A 19372-nucleotide genomic window follows, 5' to 3' on the forward strand; every position below is an offset into this window, starting at 1 on the left:
GGTAAATATGCTAGAATAAAGATACGAAAACTGAACGGAATTGGGGGATGAACGTGGCCAAAACGAAAACTAAATTTGTGTGTCAAAATTGTGATTACAGTTCACCGCGTTACCTGGGTCGTTGCCCGAACTGTGGGGAATGGAACACCATGGTTGAAGAAGTTGTGGCCCCGGCTAACAAGAAGCCCCAGTCGACCCGTGTGACGGTCAGTGGCGAGCGTTCTCATCCGCAATTGATGAATGAGATCAAACACACCACTGAGAGTCGAGTTAAAACGCAAATGGAGGAACTGAATCGCGTCTTAGGGGGCGGCATTGTGCCAGGCTCTCTAATTTTGATCGGTGGGGATCCTGGTATCGGGAAGTCCACTTTGTTACTCCAGGTGTCCGGTCAGCTGAGTGCAACCGGGGGCAAGGTTCTCTACGTTTCTGGAGAAGAAAGTGCCTCACAGATTAAGATGCGCGCGGATCGGTTGGTCGTCAACAGTGACAACCTCTACCTGTATCCAGAAACGGACATGGCCAGCATCCGAGCCAACATTGAAGAGATGCGACCAGATTATGTGGTCATTGACTCTGTTCAAACCATGCAAGCCCCCGGGATTGAATCCGCGATCGGATCTGTTTCGCAGATTCGGGAGGTAACGGCTGAACTGATGCAGATCGCTAAAACTAACAACATCACAATTTTTGTGGTGGGTCATGTGACCAAGGGTGGCGCGATTGCCGGGCCTAAGATTCTAGAACACATGGTGGATACCGTCCTATACTTTGAAGGTGACTTGCACCACACCTACCGGATTCTGCGGGCGGTCAAGAACCGTTTTGGCTCGACTAACGAGCTGGGGATCTTTGAGATGCGTGAAGGGGGCCTCTATGAGGTTGCTAATCCATCGGAAATCTTTCTCGAGGAACGGCTAGCCGATGCGACTGGCTCGGCCATTGTGGTCTCTATGGAAGGCACGCGGCCAATTCTGGTCGAAGTCCAAGCGTTGGTAACCCCATCCGTCTTTGGGAACGCTCAGCGGACCTCAAGCGGCTTGGATCGCAACCGAGTGGCCTTGTTGATGGCGGTCTTGGAGAAACGGGCCAACTTGATGCTTCAAAACCAGGACGCCTTCTTGAAGGCCGCTGGGGGCGTTAAGCTTGATGAACCCGCCATTGATTTGGCGATTGCTATGAGTATCGCTTCTAGTTATCGCGATAAGGCGACGGCACCGACGGACTGTTTCGTCGGCGAAGTCGGGTTGACCGGTGAGATTCGCCGAGTTAGCCGCATTGAACAGCGCGTTGCGGAAGCCAAGAAGCTGGGATTCAAACGCATATTCGTTCCCAAAAACAATTTACAAGGCTGGAAGCCCCCACATGATATCGATGTGGTCGGGGTGACCACCTTACGCCAGGCGTTGAAGTTGGCGCTGGGCGTCTAAAAATTGGCAACTTTGAAAGGAGGTGAATTTATGCGTAAGAAAACTGTTATTCTAGTAATTTTTGCAGTTCTCGGTGGTGTTATGGGGGTGGCGTATCTGCCACGTCTCTGGCATCTTGTCGGCTTAACCAGTCCACTGGTAAATAATGCGTTAGCTAATATCTTAATTGGTGCAATTATATTCCTTATTTTAGGCTTGCTATTTGCTGGACTGATTATGAACTTGATTCGCCGTCTTGAGTCCTATCTGAACAAGCAAGATCCGATGGTGTTAATCTTCGGCAGCTTGGGGGCCATCATTGGTTTGGCCTTGGCTCTGTTGATTTCTCAGTTCTTGTTCCGAGTCCCTTCATTCTTCATTGGGACGTTGATTCCAGCGTTGCTCATGCTGCTCTTCGGCTATCTCGGTTTCCGAATCGGGATGCGTCTTAGTAAGATGCGCGGAGAAGAATGGCGGAACCTGTTCACACCAAGGAGTAAGAAGGCGCCGGAAGAGGAACCTGAGAAAGTGTTGGATAAGCCAACGGAACCTAACTTTCATCACTACAAGATTCTGGATACTAACATCTTAATCGATGGTCGGATCTATGATTTGGCGAAGACGGGTTTCCTGGAAGGCACGTTATTGGTACCTAACTTCGTGCTCTATGAACTTCAATACATCGCGGATTCTAGCGATTCTATCAAACGTGTTCGAGGGCGGCGAGGATTAGACATTCTCAACAAACTCCAAAATGAACACATCATGCCAATCGAAATGTATGAAGGGGACTATGAAGATATTCCCGAAGTCGATAGCAAGTTGATTCGTTTAGCTAAGGAAAACGGTGGGGTGATCGTCACTAACGATTACAACCTCAACAAGGTCATCCAGTTCCAAAATGTTCAAGTCTTGAATATTAATTCATTGGCGAACGCACTGAAGCCACGGGTCATTCCGGGTGAGAACCTGCACGTGATGGTGGTTAAGAACGGAACCGAACGACAACAAGGGGTAGCTTATCTGGATGACGGCACGATGGTCGTCGTCGAAGATGGGCGTTACTTCATCAACAAGCAGTTGGATGTGGTGGTGACAAGTGCCATTCAAACCGATGCTGGGCGAATGATCTTCGCCAAACCGGCACACTCCAGCAAGAACATCGAAGAAGAAACCCATACCGAAAAGCCGAAGACTGGCGGTAAGGGAACTTCTAAGAAGACCAAGCGGTCCCGTTAGGTACAACGGCCGCAGCTTTTTAAGGGTGTTTACGAGGGCCACCCCTTTATTTTTCCGGGTGAGCATTGTACACTTAATACAATCTGTCATCAGCACTTGATGGCAATAAGTCTAAATTGACGTAAAAATTAAAGAAAGAGGCGCAAACGTTTTGGCAAAGAATTCAATTCGGGTTCGGTACGCACCGAGTCCTACCGGTCATCTGCACATTGGTAATGCCCGGACAGCGATCTTCAACTACTTATTTGCCCGTCACAACAAGGGTAAGTTCATTATCAGAATCGAAGACACGGACACTAAACGCAATATCGCGGATGGTGAAAGAAGCCAACTTGACAACTTAAAGTGGTTAGGTTTGGACTGGGATGAAGGTCCCGATGTCGGAGGAGACTACGGTCCCTACCGTCAATCCGAACGCCGTGAAATTTATGCGCCACTGATCCAACAATTGTTGGATGAAGGCAAGGCTTACGAATCTTACCGGACGGAAGAAGAATTACAAGCCGACCGTGAAGCTCAAAAGGCTCGTAAGGAAATGCCACATTACGAATACGAATACGCTGGCATGGACGAAGCCGAAAAGCAAGCGGCTATCGATGCCGCTAAGGCTAAGGGTTTGAAGCCCGTTATTCGTTTCCGCGTGCCCAAGGATGAAATCTTTGCCTGGGATGACATGGTTAAAGGGAACGTTTCCTTTAACTCTGACACCATTGGTGGGGACTTCGTCATCGCTAAGCGTGATGGGATGCCAACGTACAACTTTGCCGTTGTCGTTGACGACCACAAGATGGCCATCAGCCACGTTTTCCGTGGAGACGACCACGTGGCCAACACGCCTAAGCAATTGATGATCTACCAAGCCTTTGGTTGGGAAGCTCCTAAGTTCGGCCACATGAGCCTGATCATCAGCAAGGACACTGGTAAGAAGTTGTCCAAGCGTGACGAATCCGTGCTCCAATTCATCGAACAATACCGGGACCTAGGTTACCTGCCAGAAGCCATGTTCAACTTCATTCTGTTGTTGGGCTGGTCACCAGTTGGGGAAGATGAAATCTTTAACCGTAAGCAATTCATCAAGATGTATGATGAAACGCGCCTGAGTTCCTCACCTGCCACCTTTGACAGTGACAAGCTGGACTGGTTGAATAACCGTTACGTCAAGGATGCCGATGAGAGCACCGTGATGGACCTAGCCTTGAAGCAATTGATCAAGGCGGGGAACGTGCCTGCTAACCCAGACACCAACACCATCGAATGGTCACGGCAACTGATCAACTTATACAAGCGGCAGATGAGTTACATGGCCCAAATCAATGACATGGCCTCGGTCTTCTTTGAAGAACCTGACCAAGTCACGGGTGAGGCCTTAGAAGAGATCAGCAACGAAACGGCTCCAGTTGTACTGAAGGCCTTCGCCGCTGAGATCGAAAAGCTCGATCTGTTTGACTCCGTTGAAATCTTCCACGTGATCAAGCGGGTCCAAGCACAGACCGGGATCAAGGGTCGTCAACTCTGGATGCCTATCCGGATTGCCGTTACCCATGAAATGCACGGTCCAGAATTACCAGAATCAATCGAATTAGTTGGCCGCGAAACGGCCTTACAACACATTCACCAAACTTTAGCGCAACTCGAAGACTAACGATTTGGTAAAGAAGCCGGATGAAGGGCCTATGGCCATCCATTCGGCTTCTTTGTTATCGGGTGAATATGCTACAATAGACCTATCTTACGCATGGTCTTGGTTTTGATGCTGCGATCGAGACGCCAAAGGCGGCTAGGACCTCCGTCCTATGAGGCCCGCCCGAAGCCAAAAAAGCGGTCTTCAGACTCGACGGCAAGCCCCACAAAAAAACGTGGGTCTCGTCGTCGGCCCGTGGTGTAAGTCCGGATGAATCACCGGACTAACGCCACCGACACAGGATTCCGTTCCTAGCCGCCTTCGGCTGATTGCAACATCCGTTAGGGTTAATTGACAGAAGGTAGAGAATTTTTCATTCGGCCGGAGGCAATTAGACAGAACCCCGTGGTAGTGGACTTAGTCGATGGGCTTGTCGACTTAGTCCACTGGCCAGCTTTGAAACTCACGGATTTTGTGAGGTTCAAAGTTGCCCTGAAGACCGTTTCTCAGGCTTCAGGTCTGCCTCATGGGGTGACGTCTAATGGTCGCAGGCGCTAGATGACATTTAATGACGACCATTGCGTTTTAATTCAAGTTACCCGAAAGGAGCCTCGTGATGCTCAAAGTATTCAATACGATGACCCGCCAGAAAGAAACATTTGAACCCATCACTCCCGGAGTGGTGAACATGTACGTCTGTGGGCCAACGGTTTACAACTACATTCATATCGGTAATGCGCGGAGTGCGATTGCCTTTGATACCATCCGCCGTTACTTCGAATATCGCGGCTATCAAGTGAAGTACGTGTCTAACTTCACCGATGTCGATGACAAGATGATTAAACAGGCTAAAAAATTAGGGATTACGGTGCCAGAACTGGGTGATCGGTTTATCCAGGCCTTCAAGGAAGATACCGCCCAACTCAACATCGAACCAGCCACGGTTAACCCCCGGGCAACCGATCACATTCCCGAAATTATTACGTTTGTGGAGACCTTAATCGATAAGGGGTACGCCTATCCAGTCGATGGGGATGTCTATTACCGGGCTCACAAGTTTGCCCACTATGGCGACCTGTCCCACCAGAACCTCGATGAACTTGAGGAAGGCGCGTCACAACACACGAATGACGAGGAAACGGCGCGTAAGGAAGATCCCGTCGACTTTGCCCTCTGGAAGGGAGCGAAGCCCGGAGAAATTTCCTGGCCATCACCTTGGGGTGCCGGTCGTCCGGGCTGGCATATCGAATGTTCGGTGATGTCCACTCACTTCTTAGGCGATACCTTTGATATTCACGGTGGTGGTGAGGACCTCACGTTCCCACACCACGAAAATGAAATCGCTCAGAGTGAAGCCAAGACGGGTAAAACCTTTGTGCACTACTGGTTACACAACGGCTTCGTCACGGTTGGCGATGAGAATGAAAAGATGAGTAAGTCACTTGGGAACTTCGTAACGGTCCACGATCTCTTGAAGACCGTGGATGCCCAAACATTACGGTTCTTTATGGCGACGACTCAATATCGGCGGCCGATCCAATACAGCCAACGGAACCTCGATACTGCCGCGCGGAACCTGGAACGGTTACAAACGGCTTACAACAATATGGGGTACCGACTGAAGGATGCCGAGGCCGGTAATGACCCTAAGGTGGAACAAGAGATTCGGCAGATTACGGCGGATTACATCGATGCCATGGATGACGACTTTAACGTTCAAAATGGGATCGCTGAGGTCCACGATTTGGCCCGCTTAGGGAACGTCTATGCCGAACGGCCAGTGGTCTTTGCTGGGACGCTCGTATTCATTCGCAAGACGCTCAGTGACCTCCTAGCCGTGTTTGGCGTGACCTTTACGGAGACTACCGAGTTAGACGATGACCATATCCAAGCTTTGATTGACGAACGAATCGCGGCCAGAAATGACCGGAACTTCGAACGTAGCGATGAGATTCGCGAACAACTCAAGAGTCAAGGCATCATTTTGGAAGACACGCCCCAAGGGACGCGCTGGAGAAAGGGAAATTAATGACTGAACAAGCTGAAACAACTGATTTTCGACAATTAAACGGGGTGGCGCTAGCCTACATGGGAGACGCTACCTATGAGGTTCACATTCGTCAACACCTGATTGAAGCGGGCATTGCCAAGCCTAATCATTTGCAGAAGACGGCAACCCACTATGTCTCTGCCAAGGCGCAAGCGGCGCTCATCGCTCTGATGGAAGAGGATAATCTGCTCAGCGATGAAGAGTGGACCATGTTCAAGCGTGGTCGGAATGCGAAGAGTTACACCCACGCCAAGAATACCGACGTGGTGACCTATCGGATCTCAACCGGGTTTGAAGCCCTGATGGGGTATTTGGCCCTCAGCGGTCAGGCCGATCGGGTCAATGAACTTAGTAATTGGTGTATTGAACAAGTGGAAGCGGGGCGGACAAAGAAATGAAACCAGAACAAAACGACTCTAAGGATACCGCGGCAGATTTCGTGATTGGTCGGCACCCAGCCGTTGCCGCATTGCGGAGTCAACAAACGATTAACAAAGTTTTTCTGCAGAGTGGGTTGAAGGCCGAAGCCATTGACGAGATTCGTCAATTGGCGCATAAGCGTCACTTAGTGATTTCCGAAGTCCCTAAGCAGAAGCTGGATCAACTGACGGATCACGAGAATCACCAAGGGGTAGTCCTAGGTGTTGCTGCATTTGAGTACGCCACAATTGACGATCTCTTTGCCAAGGCCGAAGCCGCCGGCGAACCGCCATTCTTCCTGATCTTAGACGGCGTGGAAGATCCCCATAACTTGGGATCAATCATGCGGACGGCCGATGCTAGCGGTGTTCACGGGATTATTATTCCGAAACGCCGGGCTGTGGGACTGACGTCGGTAGTTGCCAAGACCTCGACTGGGGCCATCGAAACGGTGCCAGTCGCCCGGGTGACCAATCTGGTCAATACCGTTAAGGACTTGAAGGAACGCGGGCTGTGGATTTTCGGGACTGACATGGCCGGTACCGACTATCGTGACTGGAATGCCAAGGGGGCTACAGGCCTGATCATCGGCAATGAAGGCAAGGGAATTTCCCGTTTGCTGAAGGAAACGGTTGATGAGACACTGACCATCCCCATGGTCGGTTCCGTTCAAAGCCTTAACGCCAGTGTGGCAGCTGGACTCTTGATGTATCAAGGGTTCAGTTCACGGCACCCCGTACAACACTAATCGTAGAAATGGGCGAAGGATATGAAAGAAGATATTTTAATTGTCGATGCGTATAATATGATCGGCAACTGGCCTGAGCTCAATCGGTTAAAGTTGAAAGACCGGTTACCGGAGGCCAGAGACCAGCTGTTGAGCATGTTGGCTAATTACCGTAAGTTGCGAGACGCCCAAATCACCGTGGTCTTTGATGCCATGTATGTGCCAGGAATCTCGAAGAGCTATCAGCAATTCGACCTGGAAGTGGTCTGGACGAATCGTGATGAGACGGCGGACAGCTATATCGAAAAGCTGGCCAAAGAGCGGCAGACACGCTTTACGCAAGTCACCGTGGCCACCAGTGATCAGGCCGAACAGTGGACGATCTTCTCGGAAGGGGCTCTGCGGATTCCCGCGGGAGAACTCCTCCGAGATATTGAGCGGGCTAAGAATGAAGTCAAACAGACTGCCCGTGAGTTTGCGGACAAGGGCTTGGTGCGTAAGTCGCCCTGGAATGATCAGCAACTCTACAAGTTAGAGAAGCTTCGTGACCAGATGATGGCCAAACCACCACGAGCCAAGAAAACAAAACATAAATAAAACACGCGTTCGCTCGGCGAACAGTTAGCCTTCCTTTAGACTGAAATTGCAGCTAAAGGGAGGCTATTTTAATTGGGACAAATGACTGATTGGGCACTACTAACCTTGATTCGCCAAAGCTTGGATTCACCGGCACTGATGGTCTTGTTTGAGCGGTACCGGCCGATTCTGTTACACCTACAGCAGCAATACTACATTCCGGGGCACGACAGTGAGGATTGGGAACAGGAAGCCTTGTTAGTCTTTTGTCGGGCGACCACGACCTTTTCGCCCCGTCGGTCACCTAACTTTGGGGCGTTCTACCGCTTAATTTTGAGTCATCGGGTCTTTGACTTGATTCGCCAAAGCCAAGCGCAGAAACGACAGGCGGTGGGGCCGGAGGTGTCCTTGGAAGATCACCGTGAGTATCTCGCAGATACCGTTCCAGATCACCGGTTGGCCGTGCGCGAACAACTCGAAATTAAAGAGGCCCTCAGGGTATTTCCGGGACGGCTCTCACGGGTTGAAAAGGCCGTCTTTGCCGGGTTAATGCGCGGGGCGACGCCGGCTGACATTGGCGACTTGGAGCAGATGAACCGGCAGCAGGTGACCGCGGCGGTCCATCGCTGTCAGGTGAAGCTACGGGAGTTGTTAGCCGAATGATTGACGGGACTGGTAATTGATGGTAATCTAATGCAGTATGAGTTTGAACATGATTTAATTAAAGGTGGTGGCAAGATGGCTCAGAAGAAGATTGCTTTGGCCTGCTCAGTTTGTGGGTCACGGAATTACACCATCACAGCAAGCGCAACCCGCACGGAACGACTTGAGGTTAAGAAGTTCTGTAAATATTGTGGGAAGTACACGTTACATCGTGAGACCCGTTAATTTAGACTAACAATTCCAACGAACATAGGACATTTTAGGAGGCAACAGCATGCGTTTATTCCGATTTTTCAAGTCAGTAGGGCAAGAAATGAAGCAGGTTTCTTGGCCAGGTGTTAAGCAAACACGGCACGACACGGGGACCGTTGTGGGGATTTCCATTCTCTTCTCCATTTTCTTCGCTGTCGTTGACTGGGTCGTTCAGTACGGACTGAAGTTCCTCTCCTAAGTGGAATTGTCAGTGGTCAAACACGGTTAAATATGCTATATTGGTAGGTAACAGGAACTTCGACTTGCGCGGAGTTTTTTTATTTTGCTCGAAAAAGTCAATTATTTAAAGGAGTTGCACCAAACATGGTTGAGTCAGCGGAAAAGCAATGGTACGTCTTGCATACGTACGCCGGATACGAAAACAAGGTTATGGCAAACTTGGAATCCCGGTCAGAATCAATGGGCATGCAGGACAACATCTTCCGGGTTGTTGTCCCAGAAGAAGAAACCCACGAAGTCAAGAATGGTAAGGATAAGGTCTCAATGGAAAAGACTTTCCCTGGCTACGTCTTGTTGGAAATGGTCATGAGTGATCAGGCTTGGTACGTGGTTCGGAACACCCCTGGGGTTACCGGATTCTTAGGCTCTCACGGTCAAGGTAGTAAGCCAACGCCACTGTTACCAGATGAAGTTGAACGGATCTTGCGTCGTGTGGGGATGTCTGCACGTCATGCCGATCTGGATGTAGCTCCTGGTGATTCAGTGACAATTGTCGACGGGGCCTTCAGTGGCTTGGTCGGTAAGATTACCGAAGTTGACAACGAAAAGATGAAGCTCAAGGTGAACATCGACATGTTCGGTCGCGAAACCAGTACCGAATTAAACTTTGATCAAGTCGACCCAATCTTAGGGTAGGCAAGCGTCAGCGGTTGTCGATAACCGGCTATAGTTAGGTGGCACGGTCATCTCAGCGATAGTTTAAAATGAACTTGTTGTGGTTAGTAAAGTGTGGTATGATTCTCTAGTATGCGTTAGAGCATACAGTCAACGTGGGAGGGGCAAACTAACAGCCCCACTTACCACACACGGACTCAAGGAGGTATTGTCTCGTGGCTAAAAAAGTAGCTAATGTCGTTAAATTACAGATTCCTGCGGGTAAAGCAACCCCAGCTCCCCCAGTTGGACCAGCTTTAGGTCAAGCAGGTATCAACATCATGGGCTTCACTAAGGAATTCAACGCTCGTACCGCTGACCAAGCTGGTATGATCATTCCTGTTGTGATCAGTGTCTATGAAGATCGTTCCTTTGATTTCATCACTAAGACTCCTCCAGCAGCAACGCTGTTGAAGAAGGCTGCTGGTGTTGAAAGTGGTTCTGGCGAACCTAACACGAAAAAGGTTGCTACGGTAACCAAGGATCAAGTTAAGCAAATCGCTGAAACTAAAATGCAAGATCTAAACGCAGCTGATGTTGAAGCAGCTATGCGCATGATTGAAGGTACTGCCCGGAGCATGGGCTTCACGGTCGAAGGTTAAGCTCAGTTTTCGGATAGTCGGACACTTCACGAAAATGAAATGTGTCAAGTGGGAGGTTTATCCGTTACAACCACATTTGCAAGGAGGAATACACAAAAATGGCTAACAAAAGAGGTAAAAAGTACCAGGACGCTGCCAAGCTGGTTGAAGCCGACAAGGTTTACAGCATGGACGACGCCGTGGCATTAGTAAAGAAGATGGACTTCGCTAAGTTTGATGCATCCGTAGAGGTTGCTTTCAAGCTTAACGTTGACACCAAGCAAGCGGACCAACAACTCCGTGGTGCCTTAGTATTACCTAACGGTACTGGTAAGGACACAACTGTTGTTGTATTTGCCAAGGGTGACCAAGCTAAGGCTGCTGAAGCAGCTGGTGCTGACGTCGTTGGTGAACAAGACTTAGTTGAACGTATCCAAGACGGCTGGTTAGACTTTGACGTTGCCATTGCAACGCCAGACATGATGGCCCAAGTTGGTCGTTTAGGCCGGGTCTTAGGACCTAAGGGCTTAATGCCTAACCCTAAGACGGGTACGGTTACGATGAACGTCGAAAAGGCCGTTTCCGATGCTAAGAATGGTCAAGTTACCTACCGGACTGACCGCGATGGTAACGTTGCCGTTGCATTCGGTAAGGTTTCATTCGATGCTGACAAGTTAGCTGGTAACTTAAAGGCTATCGCTGAATTAATTGTTCGTGCACGTCCTGCCGCTGTTCGTGGCACTTACGTTCAACACGTTTCAATTTCTTCAACGTTTGGCCCTAGTGTTAACGTTGACTTGGCATCTATGATTGCCTAAGTTTTATTGAGACTAAAAAAATCCCTAACAATACATTGACAGGTTTTGCCAAGTATTGTATACTATTGAAGTTGTATTTAATAGATCTACCTAAGACTCAGGTGGCCTACTGGCCTTAATTTCCTGCCGAGGCAGAAGTTTACTTAAACTTTTGACTCCTTATGTCTTGGTGGCATAGGGATTTTTTTATCCCACCAAACTACTCTGGGAGGTGAACAATGTGAGTGAACAAGCTATTGCTGTCAAAGCAAAAATCGTCGATGAGGTTGTTGAAAAATTCAACAACGCCACCAGCGCTGTAGTTGTTGATTACCGTGGTTTAACGGTTGAACAAGCTACTGAATTACGTAAGGAATTACGTGATGCTGGCGTTCAAATGAACGTCATCAAGAACAAGATTTTGGTTCGGGCTGCTGAAAAAGCTGGTTACGGTGACTTAAATGACATCTTTGCTGGCCCAACTGCCGTTGCTTTCTCTAACGAGGATGCAATTGCCCCTGCTAAAGTTTTGAAGAAGTTTGCAGATAGCGTCGACGCCCTTACGATTAAGGGTGGTTACATCGAAGGCAAGATTGCCTCTGTCGATGAAATCAACGTTTACGCTACCTTACCTAGCCGTGAAGACCTGCTCTCCATGCTTGCTAGTGAACTTCAAGCACCTGTACGGAACGTGGCCTACGCAATTAAGGCTATCGTTGACAAGGGTGACGAAGGCGACGCAGCCTAAGTACCCAAGAAACATAAAACTAAAACCCAACTATTGGAGGAAAATAACATGGCTTTTGATAAAGATGCTATCATTGCTTCCCTTAAAGAAGCATCCATTACTGACCTTAGCGACTTAGTTAAGGCAATTGAAGACGAATTCGGCGTTTCTGCTGCTGCACCAGTTGCTGCAGCCGGTGCTGCTGGTGGCGATGCTGCCGCAGCCAAGGACTCATTCGACGTTGAATTAACTGAATCTGGTGACGCCAAGGTTAAGGCCATCAAGGCTGTCCGTGAAATCACTGGTTTAGGCTTGAAGGACGCTAAGGGCCTCGTTGACAACGTACCATCTGTCATCAAGGAAGGCGTTTCTGAAGACGAAGCTAACGACATCAAGGAAAAGCTTGAAGCCGTTGGTGGTGTGGTTACTCTTAAGTAGTCACCTTCACTTACTAAAATCGAAAACGCCATCCTTGGGTGGCGTTTTTTTGTACCTGTTTTTCGGTCATGTGGTTTAATTTTTAAACACCGAAATAAATTAGCCATTAAGTTGGTTGCCTAACTGAGTTAGCGTGATTGACGGTAACCATCGGAACGGGGGACACTGCAAGTTGAATCGTTTTATTAAGAAACGGTGGTGTTTCTGCCAAAGGCTAGTTTTTCTCGGTGCAGTCGCTTATTATAAATATAATACGGACTTTTGGTATCCAAATTTCGCCGTCGGGTGACGGGGAGTTGCCTGAATTGGCTGATTATGGTGAACTTAAGGACAGCCCAAGGGTCTAAACAAGTTGACAGATTTAATCGGGGACAATTTAAACCTGATCACTCAGCTGGCGAGAAGCGCTAGTTTTGTGGGATTAGACCAAGATTGAGAGAGCATGGCATATAGGAGCGGGGGAAATAAGATTGGCAAGGTTTCATTTGAATCGTAGGTGGCAGAACGTAATTCTTGCGTTCTGTCTAGCCTTTATTTTAGTTGTGGGCGTGTTTGGTTATTGGAAGATCACGCCCTTTGGTAATCGAAGCTTGATTTTTAGTGACATGGGGACCCAGTATGTGCCCATGTTAACGGACTTTCAACATGCCTTACGCACGCTGGATTTCCGAATGTTTTCGTTTACCCATGTGATGGGTAGCAACTTGGCACCAACGTTGACCTACTATCTCATGAGTCCCTATAATCTCATGGTGCTGCTATTTAGCCCGGAGAATGTTCCGGTAGCAGTGACCATCATCATCATGGCCAAAATCGCCAGCATTGCGGCTTCAATGACCTGGTATTTACAACGCCACTTTGCGACAACTGCTCGGATGAGCCTGCTCTTCGGGGTGGCCTTTGCCTTCTGCGGCTTCGTTGCGGTGAACTATTTTGACCTGATGTGGTTGGACGCCTTAATCGTCCTGCCACTCGTCGCCTTTGGCCTGGACCAACTGGTTCGGAAGCTACGACCAGCTGCCTTTTTCTGGTGGTTATTGGTCAGCATGCTGGTTAACTATTACATGGGCTATATGACCTGCATCTTCAGTGTTTGCTATTTTGTCTATCTATTGGTGATTGACCGGCCAGAGGGCCTCAAGACCTGGTGGCAACCAATCAGACGATTCGTCGTGACGGCGATTCTTAGTGGGATCAGCGCAGCGATTGTCCTGATTCCAACCGGGCTCGGAATGCTTCAAACAGCTAAGGGCGCCCCCTATGCGGCCAATTACAAGGTTGAGCCAACGTTTGGTCTGGAAGCCTTCGGTCAGTTCGTGGTCGGAGGGACCAATAACAGCCAACGCCTAGACCATGCCCCGACACTCTTTGTGTCTAGTGCGATCGTGCTTCTGGTTCTGGTTTACTGGGTTCACCCAGCGATCTCTCGTCGTAAGAAGTGGGCGGGAGCCGGATTCCTAACGGTGCTGTTCCTTGGGCTGTGGATTCGGCTGTTTAATACTTTCTGGCACTTGATGGCAGCCCCAGCAGGGTTCCCATTCCGGAACGTGTTTTTCTTTAGTTTTGTGATGGTTATCTTGGCCTTTGCGGCTTGGCAGGCTGAGCCGCGAGCGATTGCGACTAAATTTAAGTGGCTATTACCGGCGGGGCTATCGATATTAGCCGTCGTGGGGTCACTGTTGATTCCAGTCATGCTGCGCCTGGTGACGGGGCACTCGTCACGAATGGTGCACTATTATACCGATATTTCTCGCGTTCACTGGACGAGTTTGTTTTTAGGAATCTTTTACCTCTTCATGACGGCGGCCGTTATCTTTGGGACACGGCATCTGTGGCGCAAGTGGTTGCTGGGGGCTATCGTGACAACCGAGGTTGCCGGAAACTTTATCTTGGCGATGAGTACCAGTGAATTTGGTCATCACGATGTCTACACACGTAATTACATGTTGGAAAAGCAGCAGATGGCAAGTGTTCAGGCACCCGCTGGACAACTCTATCGGGTGGATAATGAGAATAGTATCATCAAACGCGCCTTTGAGTCTTCCTATAAGAGTTATAACGACAGCTTGTTGTTTGATTTTTATGGGGTATCGGGGTATAACTCCACTATCAATGACCGGACACGAAAGACGATGCACCGCTTGGGTCTGGGGAGTGATAACCCTCGTCGGATCAGTAGTGGTGGTCTCACGCCAGTCACGGACATGTTATTTGGGGTGAAGACCTCGGTCGAACTAGCCACGATTGGTGCAACGACGACGTCTAATTCTGGTTATGTGGGCATGGGCTTTGCCGTACCTAAGACCTTGACGCATACGAAATTGAGATTCGATGCCTTCGGGAACCAAGAAAAGATTCTCCAGGCCTTGAAGCCAAGCAAGACGGCTTACTGGTCATCGGCAACCAATATGGTTGATCAGGTTGAACATTCGCCTTACTGGGCGGGACAACCAACGGGTTATGCCTACCAACACACGATGTACGTCACTGCTAAAACGGCGGGACCAATGTATTTGTGGGCACCCAATGGTAGCATTAAGTATTCGACGATGTTGGTCAACCACATCCCTGTGGGTCCAGAGATAAACATGAATCAACATACGACATTGATTAACCTGGGGACCTTTAAACCGGGTCAACGAATTCGGATTCGTTTCAGTGCCTACGATCGGGGAGCCGATCTGGGCTTGGAGCTCAAGACGCTACGTCAACCCAAGTTTAAACAGGTGGTCAAAACGGTTAAGAAGCATGCGCTGAACCTGCACATCACCGACAGTCATTGGCGGACCGAACTGACGGGGAATGTTACTGGAACCGCTAAGAAGCGCTGGCTGTATGTGAGTCTGCCCAATGACGGTGGCTGGCACGCTCAGGTCAATGGGCGGCCAGTGACGCCAAAGCGGATGTTGCACGGAATGACGGCCTTGCCAATTAAGGCCGGGAATAACGATATTCGACTGACTTACCGGGTTCCTGGTGGTCGGGCCGGCATCTTGCTCAGTGTCATTGGGATCGTGGCCTTCTCTGGCATGACCATCATTTGGCGGTGGCGCGACGACCGGGCATCAATGAAGAATGGACATTTTAAAAAATAGATCGAACCAGTCGGTTTTTTCGACGGGTGAGTGGTACTGTCAGTTAACTGGCGGTGCCACTTTTTTGATCTGACGGGATATCTTTGTTAACAGATTTGTAAAAAATTCTGCTTCGGTAGTTTTAAGTGTATCAGCTATGGTAATCTGGACAAACAAGGGGCTGGTCGTCAGCACCTCATCTTCATAATTAATATAGGAGGTCATCACATGTCAGTTAAAATTGGGGTTATTCTCGGAACGACGCGGACTAATTCACTAGGGAGTCGGATCTTTACTTATCTTCAGCAACAGATCACGGTCCCAGATGTAACCTTTACTTGGATCAACTTGAAGGACTTTCCGTTGCCATTTTACGATCATCCAGAGACGCCCTTATCTGAACCCTTGCAGGGACTTGATGCAGCTGAACAGCGCTGGTTGACTACGTTACGGGCACAGGATGGGTTCGTCATTCTCAGCCCAGAATATGACCATGCCATGACGGGGGTCTTGAAGAATGCCCTGGACTTTGTCGGCCCTGAGACGGACCACAAACCCGTCCAGATTGTCACGTACTCCAAGTATAGTGATGGTGGTGTCCTGGCGGCGGCCTCAATGGTTGGCGTTTTACAAATGCTAAAGATGATGGTGTTACCGACATCGGTCTTGCTGTGGAATGCTGAGGCTAACTTCACAGATCGCGGCGAGCTAGTGTCGTCGGCGGAAAACAGCGATCACTTTGCCCACCGGCTGCAAGCGGCATTCGCTGAAATCAGCCATTACGCCCGGGTGATGCGGGATAATCCGTATCGGCCAGAATAGTGAAATAACGATAAAGCTTTAACCTTAGCGTGGGGACGCAAGGTTAGTCAGGTGACTTAACGGGGATAATCAGATAGCCACTTGATTGGTTTTTGGGGAAACGATTGCGATAATAAAGGACTACAGGGGGGAAATCATAATGGGGAAAAGAGTCTGGGGTTTTATACAGAAGCGCTTAACGTGGATCAAGGGGATCTTCTTCTTCTCGATCCTGTTATTCATTATTCGTGAGGTCGGCCGTGTGGGTCACGAGATCAGTGGTGATCAGGTTCAAAGTGAGTTGGCTTCACTGAGTTGGGGGACACTGGGGCTTTTAATGGTGGGTGGCTTCATTGCGGTGTTACCCATGCTGGTCTATGACTTCACGATCGTTGAATTCTTGCCCGGTGAATTTTCCGCGGGCTATATCATCCGCAGTGGTTGGGTGACCAACACCTTCACAAACCTGATGGGGATGGGGGGCATCCTCGGTGCCAGTCTGCGGGCTAACTTCTATTCCCGCTCGGCATCCAAAAAACAAGTTCTTTATGCCATCTCTAAGATTGTCCTATTCCTTCTCTCTGGCTTGTCCTTGGCCTGTTGGATCGCGTTGATTTGCCTCTTTGGCTTTGACGTTGGTCAGCCCTTCCGTGGCTACTGGATCTGGTTGTTGGGTGGGGGACTGTACTTCCCTGGACTTTTTCTATTTACGCGCTTAAGCGATAATGATTTCTTCAAGGATCTGACGTGGTCTCGCGAACTCAAGCTGATTGGCGGATCGACATTGGAATGGGGAAGCTGTGCGGCTTTCTTTCTGGCCATTGGCTGGGCGTTACACATGCCAATTCCACTGATGGCCGTCTTCCCAATGTTTGTAGTGGCCTCGGTCGCCGGGGTAGTTTCGATGATTCCCGGTGGACTGGGATCGTTTGACGTCTTCATGATTCTGGGATTGGGTTTGTTAGGGGTCGGTCGTGCGGATGCCGCGGGCTGGCTAATTCTCTATCGGTTATTCTATTATTTCTTACCGTTTGGTTTAGGGGTAGGACTGTTCATCCACGATGCTGGACGGCGGATCAATACCTTTCTTAATGGGTTACCGGTTGCCGTGATTCGCCGAGGTGCGCATCTCTTCGTGACGGTCTTCATGTACTTCTCCGGAATTATGATGTTGTTGTACGCAACGATTCCGGATGTCGTCTTAATGAATACGTTCTATATTCGCTTAGTGCCCTACATGTTTTACTTCTTAGACCAGGTCTCCAACATCATCATGGCCTTCCTGCTCATCGGATTGGCCCGGGGTGTCGGAGCTCGAGTCAAATTAGCCTACTGGCCGACGATGGTGGTGCTGGTCATCGCCATTGGTAATACGCTCTGGCGCGAAAACTTTCCAGGTGGTTTGGCCGTCTTATTGGGACTGGTTTTACTCTGCCTTATCTTGGCCCGTCCAGAACTCTATCGTCAGGGCTTCCACTATTCTTGGGGGGGCTTACTGGTTGATGGAACCATCTTTGTCGGCACCTTCGTGGTTTATACGATTCTAGGTATTTCGACCTTTAGGGTTCAGCATCATCATTCTTGGATTCCCAAGACGTGGCTCTTTCCTTCGACTCAGGTCTGGTTAAATGGCCTGGGAGGCCTGCTAGTGGCCTTATTGATTCTCGGGGGTATTTACCGGTATTTAGCTAAACCAGAGCCAGAATGGCTTCATACGCCCTTTGATGGCGACCGAATCCGGGGGATCATCAAACGATTCGGGGGCAATGAAATCAGCCACCTTGCCTTTCTGAAGGATAAACAAGTTTATTACTATCAAGAGGCTGGCGAGGATCAGCTCTTCCTCCTATTCCGGCAAAGCGCCGACAAGCTCTTGGTGATGGGAGAACCTATCGGAAATCAGGCGCTCATTGGGCCGGCGCTCCAGGCATTCATGCATGATGCGGATCAGGCCGGGTTGCGACCGGTGTTCTACGAGATCACGGAAAAGCTCACGCTGCGGCTTCACGAGATGGGATTTGACTTCATCAAGGTCGGAGAGGAAGGTCACGTCGATCTCGCGACCTTCAACCTGGCGGGTAAGGCTCACCGTGGTGAACGGTCGGTGGTGAATAAATTCCACCGGGAAGGCTATACCTGTGAGCTCCTACAGCCACCGTTGAGTGATGAGAACTATCAAAAGCTCAAGACCATTTCCGATGCTTGGCTGGGGGATGCTACAGAGAAGGGCTTTTCCATGGGGTTCTTCGACCGCCAGTATTTAGATGAATCTCCGGTAGCCGTTATGCGAGATGCGACGGGTGAAATTCAAGCCTTTGCCAACCTCATGCCAACCGGTGAACACGTGATGACATCTATCGATCTGATGCGTGAGAGTCCCCATGCACCCTCGGGCATCATGGATGGGCTGTTCGTCTTTCTTTTCGACTTGTGTCGCGAGGAAGGCTATCAGACCTTCAACCTGGGAATGGCCCCACTGTCCAACGTGGGTTTGTCCGAATTCAGTTTCATTGAGGAACGGATGGCCCATCTGATTTACGAATATGGGTCCAGCATCTACAGTTTCCAAGGCTTGCGGGCCTACAAGGAGAAGTATGTGGCGACTTGGCAACCGAAATATCTGGCGTATCGGCGGCGTGCCTCACTGATCTTCACCATGCTCCAGTTGGTCTTGGCCATCAATCACCGGGCAACTGCCGCGACAACCAAATTGGTTCCGCGTTGGATGAGCGGTTGGTTGACGGATGAGATTGATTGGAATCAGAAATAAAAGATGCCGTTAATTGTATTTTAGAAGCAAGAGGCTGTGACATAACTGACCTCTATAGAACAAGAATAAGGCACGAAACCGAATTTTGGTTTCGTGCCTTATTTCTATGCTCTTGATTCTTAATCCATTTTTCTCTAGTAGAGACTAACTTGAGGATGTTCAATGCCAGAACGAGGATTCCAGTTTCTTTTTTGACCTTTTCTAGGCCGCGTACCGAATAGCGATGGAAATGCAAATAAGCCTTCGTCTTGCCAAAAATTGGCTCTACATCAATCTTTCGACGCCCATAGATAGCCTTGTTTTCTGGTTTTGAAAGCTGTGTGCGTTCCTTAG

At 49.4% G+C, this 19372-nt stretch carries 19 protein-coding genes and 1 other annotated feature; of the genes, 18 read left to right on the forward strand and 1 reads right to left on the reverse strand.

What is annotated here, in order from left to right; translation table 11 throughout:
• Positions 1 to 53: 53 nt before the first annotated feature.
• The 18 genes from radA to mprF all read left to right on the forward strand — a co-directional run bounded on the left by radA (position 54) and on the right by mprF (position 19039).
• Complete coding sequence (radA, locus tag EKM70_RS08935; protein ID WP_125547160.1) at positions 54 to 1430, forward strand: DNA repair protein RadA; 1377 nt, start codon at positions 54 to 56, stop codon at positions 1428 to 1430.
• A 30-nt stretch (positions 1431 to 1460) separates the two neighbouring features.
• A complete protein-coding gene (locus EKM70_RS08940; protein WP_125547162.1) occupies positions 1461 to 2648 on the forward strand; it encodes a PIN/TRAM domain-containing protein in 1188 nt (395 codons plus the stop codon).
• Between the two features lie 151 nt (positions 2649 to 2799).
• The gene (gene gltX / locus EKM70_RS08945; protein WP_125547164.1) at positions 2800 to 4290 is read left to right on the forward strand and encodes a glutamate--tRNA ligase; all 1491 of its coding nucleotides are present in this window, start codon (positions 2800 to 2802) and stop codon (positions 4288 to 4290) included.
• Positions 4291 to 4885: 595 nt separating this feature from the next.
• The gene (gene cysS / locus EKM70_RS08950) at positions 4886 to 6298 is read left to right on the forward strand and encodes a cysteine--tRNA ligase (protein ID WP_125547166.1); all 1413 of its coding nucleotides are present in this window, start codon (positions 4886 to 4888) and stop codon (positions 6296 to 6298) included.
• Positions 6298 to 6717, forward strand: a complete 420-nt coding sequence (locus EKM70_RS08955) for a Mini-ribonuclease 3 (RefSeq protein ID WP_125547168.1) — start codon at positions 6298 to 6300, stop codon at positions 6715 to 6717. The genes cysS and EKM70_RS08955 overlap by 1 nt, the downstream gene beginning before the upstream one ends.
• Entirely contained in the window at positions 6714 to 7487 is a 774-nt protein-coding gene (gene rlmB / locus EKM70_RS08960) for a 23S rRNA (guanosine(2251)-2'-O)-methyltransferase RlmB (protein ID WP_125547170.1), read from the forward strand. The genes EKM70_RS08955 and rlmB overlap by 4 nt, the downstream gene beginning before the upstream one ends.
• 21 nt (positions 7488 to 7508) lie before the next feature.
• A complete protein-coding gene (locus EKM70_RS08965; protein ID WP_125547172.1) occupies positions 7509 to 8063 on the forward strand; it encodes an NYN domain-containing protein in 555 nt (184 codons plus the stop codon).
• An 81-nt stretch (positions 8064 to 8144) separates the two neighbouring features.
• The gene (locus tag EKM70_RS08970) at positions 8145 to 8705 is read left to right on the forward strand and encodes a sigma-70 family RNA polymerase sigma factor (protein WP_225416412.1); all 561 of its coding nucleotides are present in this window, start codon (positions 8145 to 8147) and stop codon (positions 8703 to 8705) included.
• Positions 8706 to 8780: 75 nt separating this feature from the next.
• Positions 8781 to 8930, forward strand: coding sequence for a 50S ribosomal protein L33 (gene rpmG / locus EKM70_RS08975; RefSeq protein ID WP_083488483.1), 150 nt, complete (start codon positions 8781 to 8783; stop codon positions 8928 to 8930).
• A 49-nt stretch (positions 8931 to 8979) separates the two neighbouring features.
• Positions 8980 to 9156, forward strand: a complete 177-nt coding sequence (secE, locus tag EKM70_RS08980; RefSeq protein ID WP_057877849.1) for a preprotein translocase subunit SecE — start codon at positions 8980 to 8982, stop codon at positions 9154 to 9156.
• 125 nt (positions 9157 to 9281) lie between these two features.
• Positions 9282 to 9833 carry a transcription termination/antitermination protein NusG gene (nusG, locus tag EKM70_RS08985; protein WP_125547175.1) on the forward strand — a complete coding sequence of 184 codons (552 nt, stop codon included), beginning with the start codon at positions 9282 to 9284 and terminating at the stop codon, positions 9831 to 9833.
• 194 nt (positions 9834 to 10027) lie between these two features.
• Positions 10028 to 10453 (forward strand): 50S ribosomal protein L11, encoded by a 426-nt coding sequence (gene rplK / locus EKM70_RS08990; protein WP_020088139.1) that lies wholly within the window; start codon positions 10028 to 10030, stop codon positions 10451 to 10453.
• 98 nt (positions 10454 to 10551) lie between these two features.
• Complete coding sequence (gene rplA / locus EKM70_RS08995; RefSeq protein WP_125547177.1) at positions 10552 to 11250, forward strand: 50S ribosomal protein L1; 699 nt, start codon at positions 10552 to 10554, stop codon at positions 11248 to 11250.
• A gap of 71 nt (positions 11251 to 11321) precedes the next feature.
• Positions 11322 to 11446, forward strand: a sequence feature (ribosomal protein L10 leader region).
• Positions 11447 to 11470: 24 nt separating this feature from the next.
• The gene (gene rplJ / locus EKM70_RS09000) at positions 11471 to 11977 is read left to right on the forward strand and encodes a 50S ribosomal protein L10 (protein WP_125547179.1); all 507 of its coding nucleotides are present in this window, start codon (positions 11471 to 11473) and stop codon (positions 11975 to 11977) included.
• 48 nt (positions 11978 to 12025) lie between these two features.
• On the forward strand, positions 12026 to 12394 hold the full coding sequence (rplL, locus tag EKM70_RS09005) for a 50S ribosomal protein L7/L12 (RefSeq protein ID WP_057877845.1): 369 nt from the start codon (positions 12026 to 12028) through the stop codon (positions 12392 to 12394).
• A 485-nt stretch (positions 12395 to 12879) separates the two neighbouring features.
• Positions 12880 to 15489, forward strand: coding sequence for a YfhO family protein (locus EKM70_RS09010; protein WP_225416413.1), 2610 nt, complete (start codon positions 12880 to 12882; stop codon positions 15487 to 15489).
• Between the two features lie 207 nt (positions 15490 to 15696).
• Complete coding sequence (locus tag EKM70_RS09015) at positions 15697 to 16290, forward strand: NADPH-dependent FMN reductase (protein ID WP_125547183.1); 594 nt, start codon at positions 15697 to 15699, stop codon at positions 16288 to 16290.
• A gap of 139 nt (positions 16291 to 16429) precedes the next feature.
• On the forward strand, positions 16430 to 19039 hold the full coding sequence (mprF, locus tag EKM70_RS09020) for a bifunctional lysylphosphatidylglycerol flippase/synthetase MprF (protein ID WP_125547185.1): 2610 nt from the start codon (positions 16430 to 16432) through the stop codon (positions 19037 to 19039).
• A gap of 52 nt (positions 19040 to 19091) precedes the next feature.
• Here the strand turns inward: mprF and EKM70_RS09025 are convergent.
• Positions 19092 to 19372 (reverse strand): transposase (locus EKM70_RS09025; RefSeq protein ID WP_164506303.1); only part of this gene is annotated, 281 nt, incomplete at its 5' end.

This window comes from Levilactobacillus lindianensis, assembly GCF_003946095.1.
Lineage (GTDB): Bacteria > Bacillota > Bacilli > Lactobacillales > Lactobacillaceae > Levilactobacillus > Levilactobacillus lindianensis.

Bases quoted from the DNA above. Each gene is read 5' to 3' on its own strand.
- secE (WP_057877849.1), top strand. From the start codon at position 8,980: ATGCGTTTATTCCGATTTTTCAAGTCAGTAGGGCAAGAAATGAAGCAG.
- nusG (WP_125547175.1), top strand. From the start codon at position 9,282: ATGGTTGAGTCAGCGGAAAAGCAATGGTACGTCTTGCATACGTACGCC.
- rplA (WP_125547177.1), top strand. From the start codon at position 10,552: ATGGCTAACAAAAGAGGTAAAAAGTACCAGGACGCTGCCAAGCTGGTT.
- EKM70_RS08965 (WP_125547172.1), top strand. From the start codon at position 7,509: ATGAAAGAAGATATTTTAATTGTCGATGCGTATAATATGATCGGCAAC.
- EKM70_RS09015 (WP_125547183.1), top strand. From the start codon at position 15,697: ATGTCAGTTAAAATTGGGGTTATTCTCGGAACGACGCGGACTAATTCA.
- EKM70_RS08970 (WP_225416412.1), top strand. From the start codon at position 8,145: ATGACTGATTGGGCACTACTAACCTTGATTCGCCAAAGCTTGGATTCA.
- cysS (WP_125547166.1), top strand. From the start codon at position 4,886: ATGCTCAAAGTATTCAATACGATGACCCGCCAGAAAGAAACATTTGAA.
- mprF (WP_125547185.1), top strand. From the start codon at position 16,430: ATGGGGAAAAGAGTCTGGGGTTTTATACAGAAGCGCTTAACGTGGATC.
- EKM70_RS08955 (WP_125547168.1), top strand. From the start codon at position 6,298: ATGACTGAACAAGCTGAAACAACTGATTTTCGACAATTAAACGGGGTG.
- rplL (WP_057877845.1), top strand. From the start codon at position 12,026: ATGGCTTTTGATAAAGATGCTATCATTGCTTCCCTTAAAGAAGCATCC.
- rpmG (WP_083488483.1), top strand. From the start codon at position 8,781: ATGGCTCAGAAGAAGATTGCTTTGGCCTGCTCAGTTTGTGGGTCACGG.
- rlmB (WP_125547170.1), top strand. From the start codon at position 6,714: ATGAAACCAGAACAAAACGACTCTAAGGATACCGCGGCAGATTTCGTG.
- EKM70_RS08940 (WP_125547162.1), top strand. From the start codon at position 1,461: ATGCGTAAGAAAACTGTTATTCTAGTAATTTTTGCAGTTCTCGGTGGT.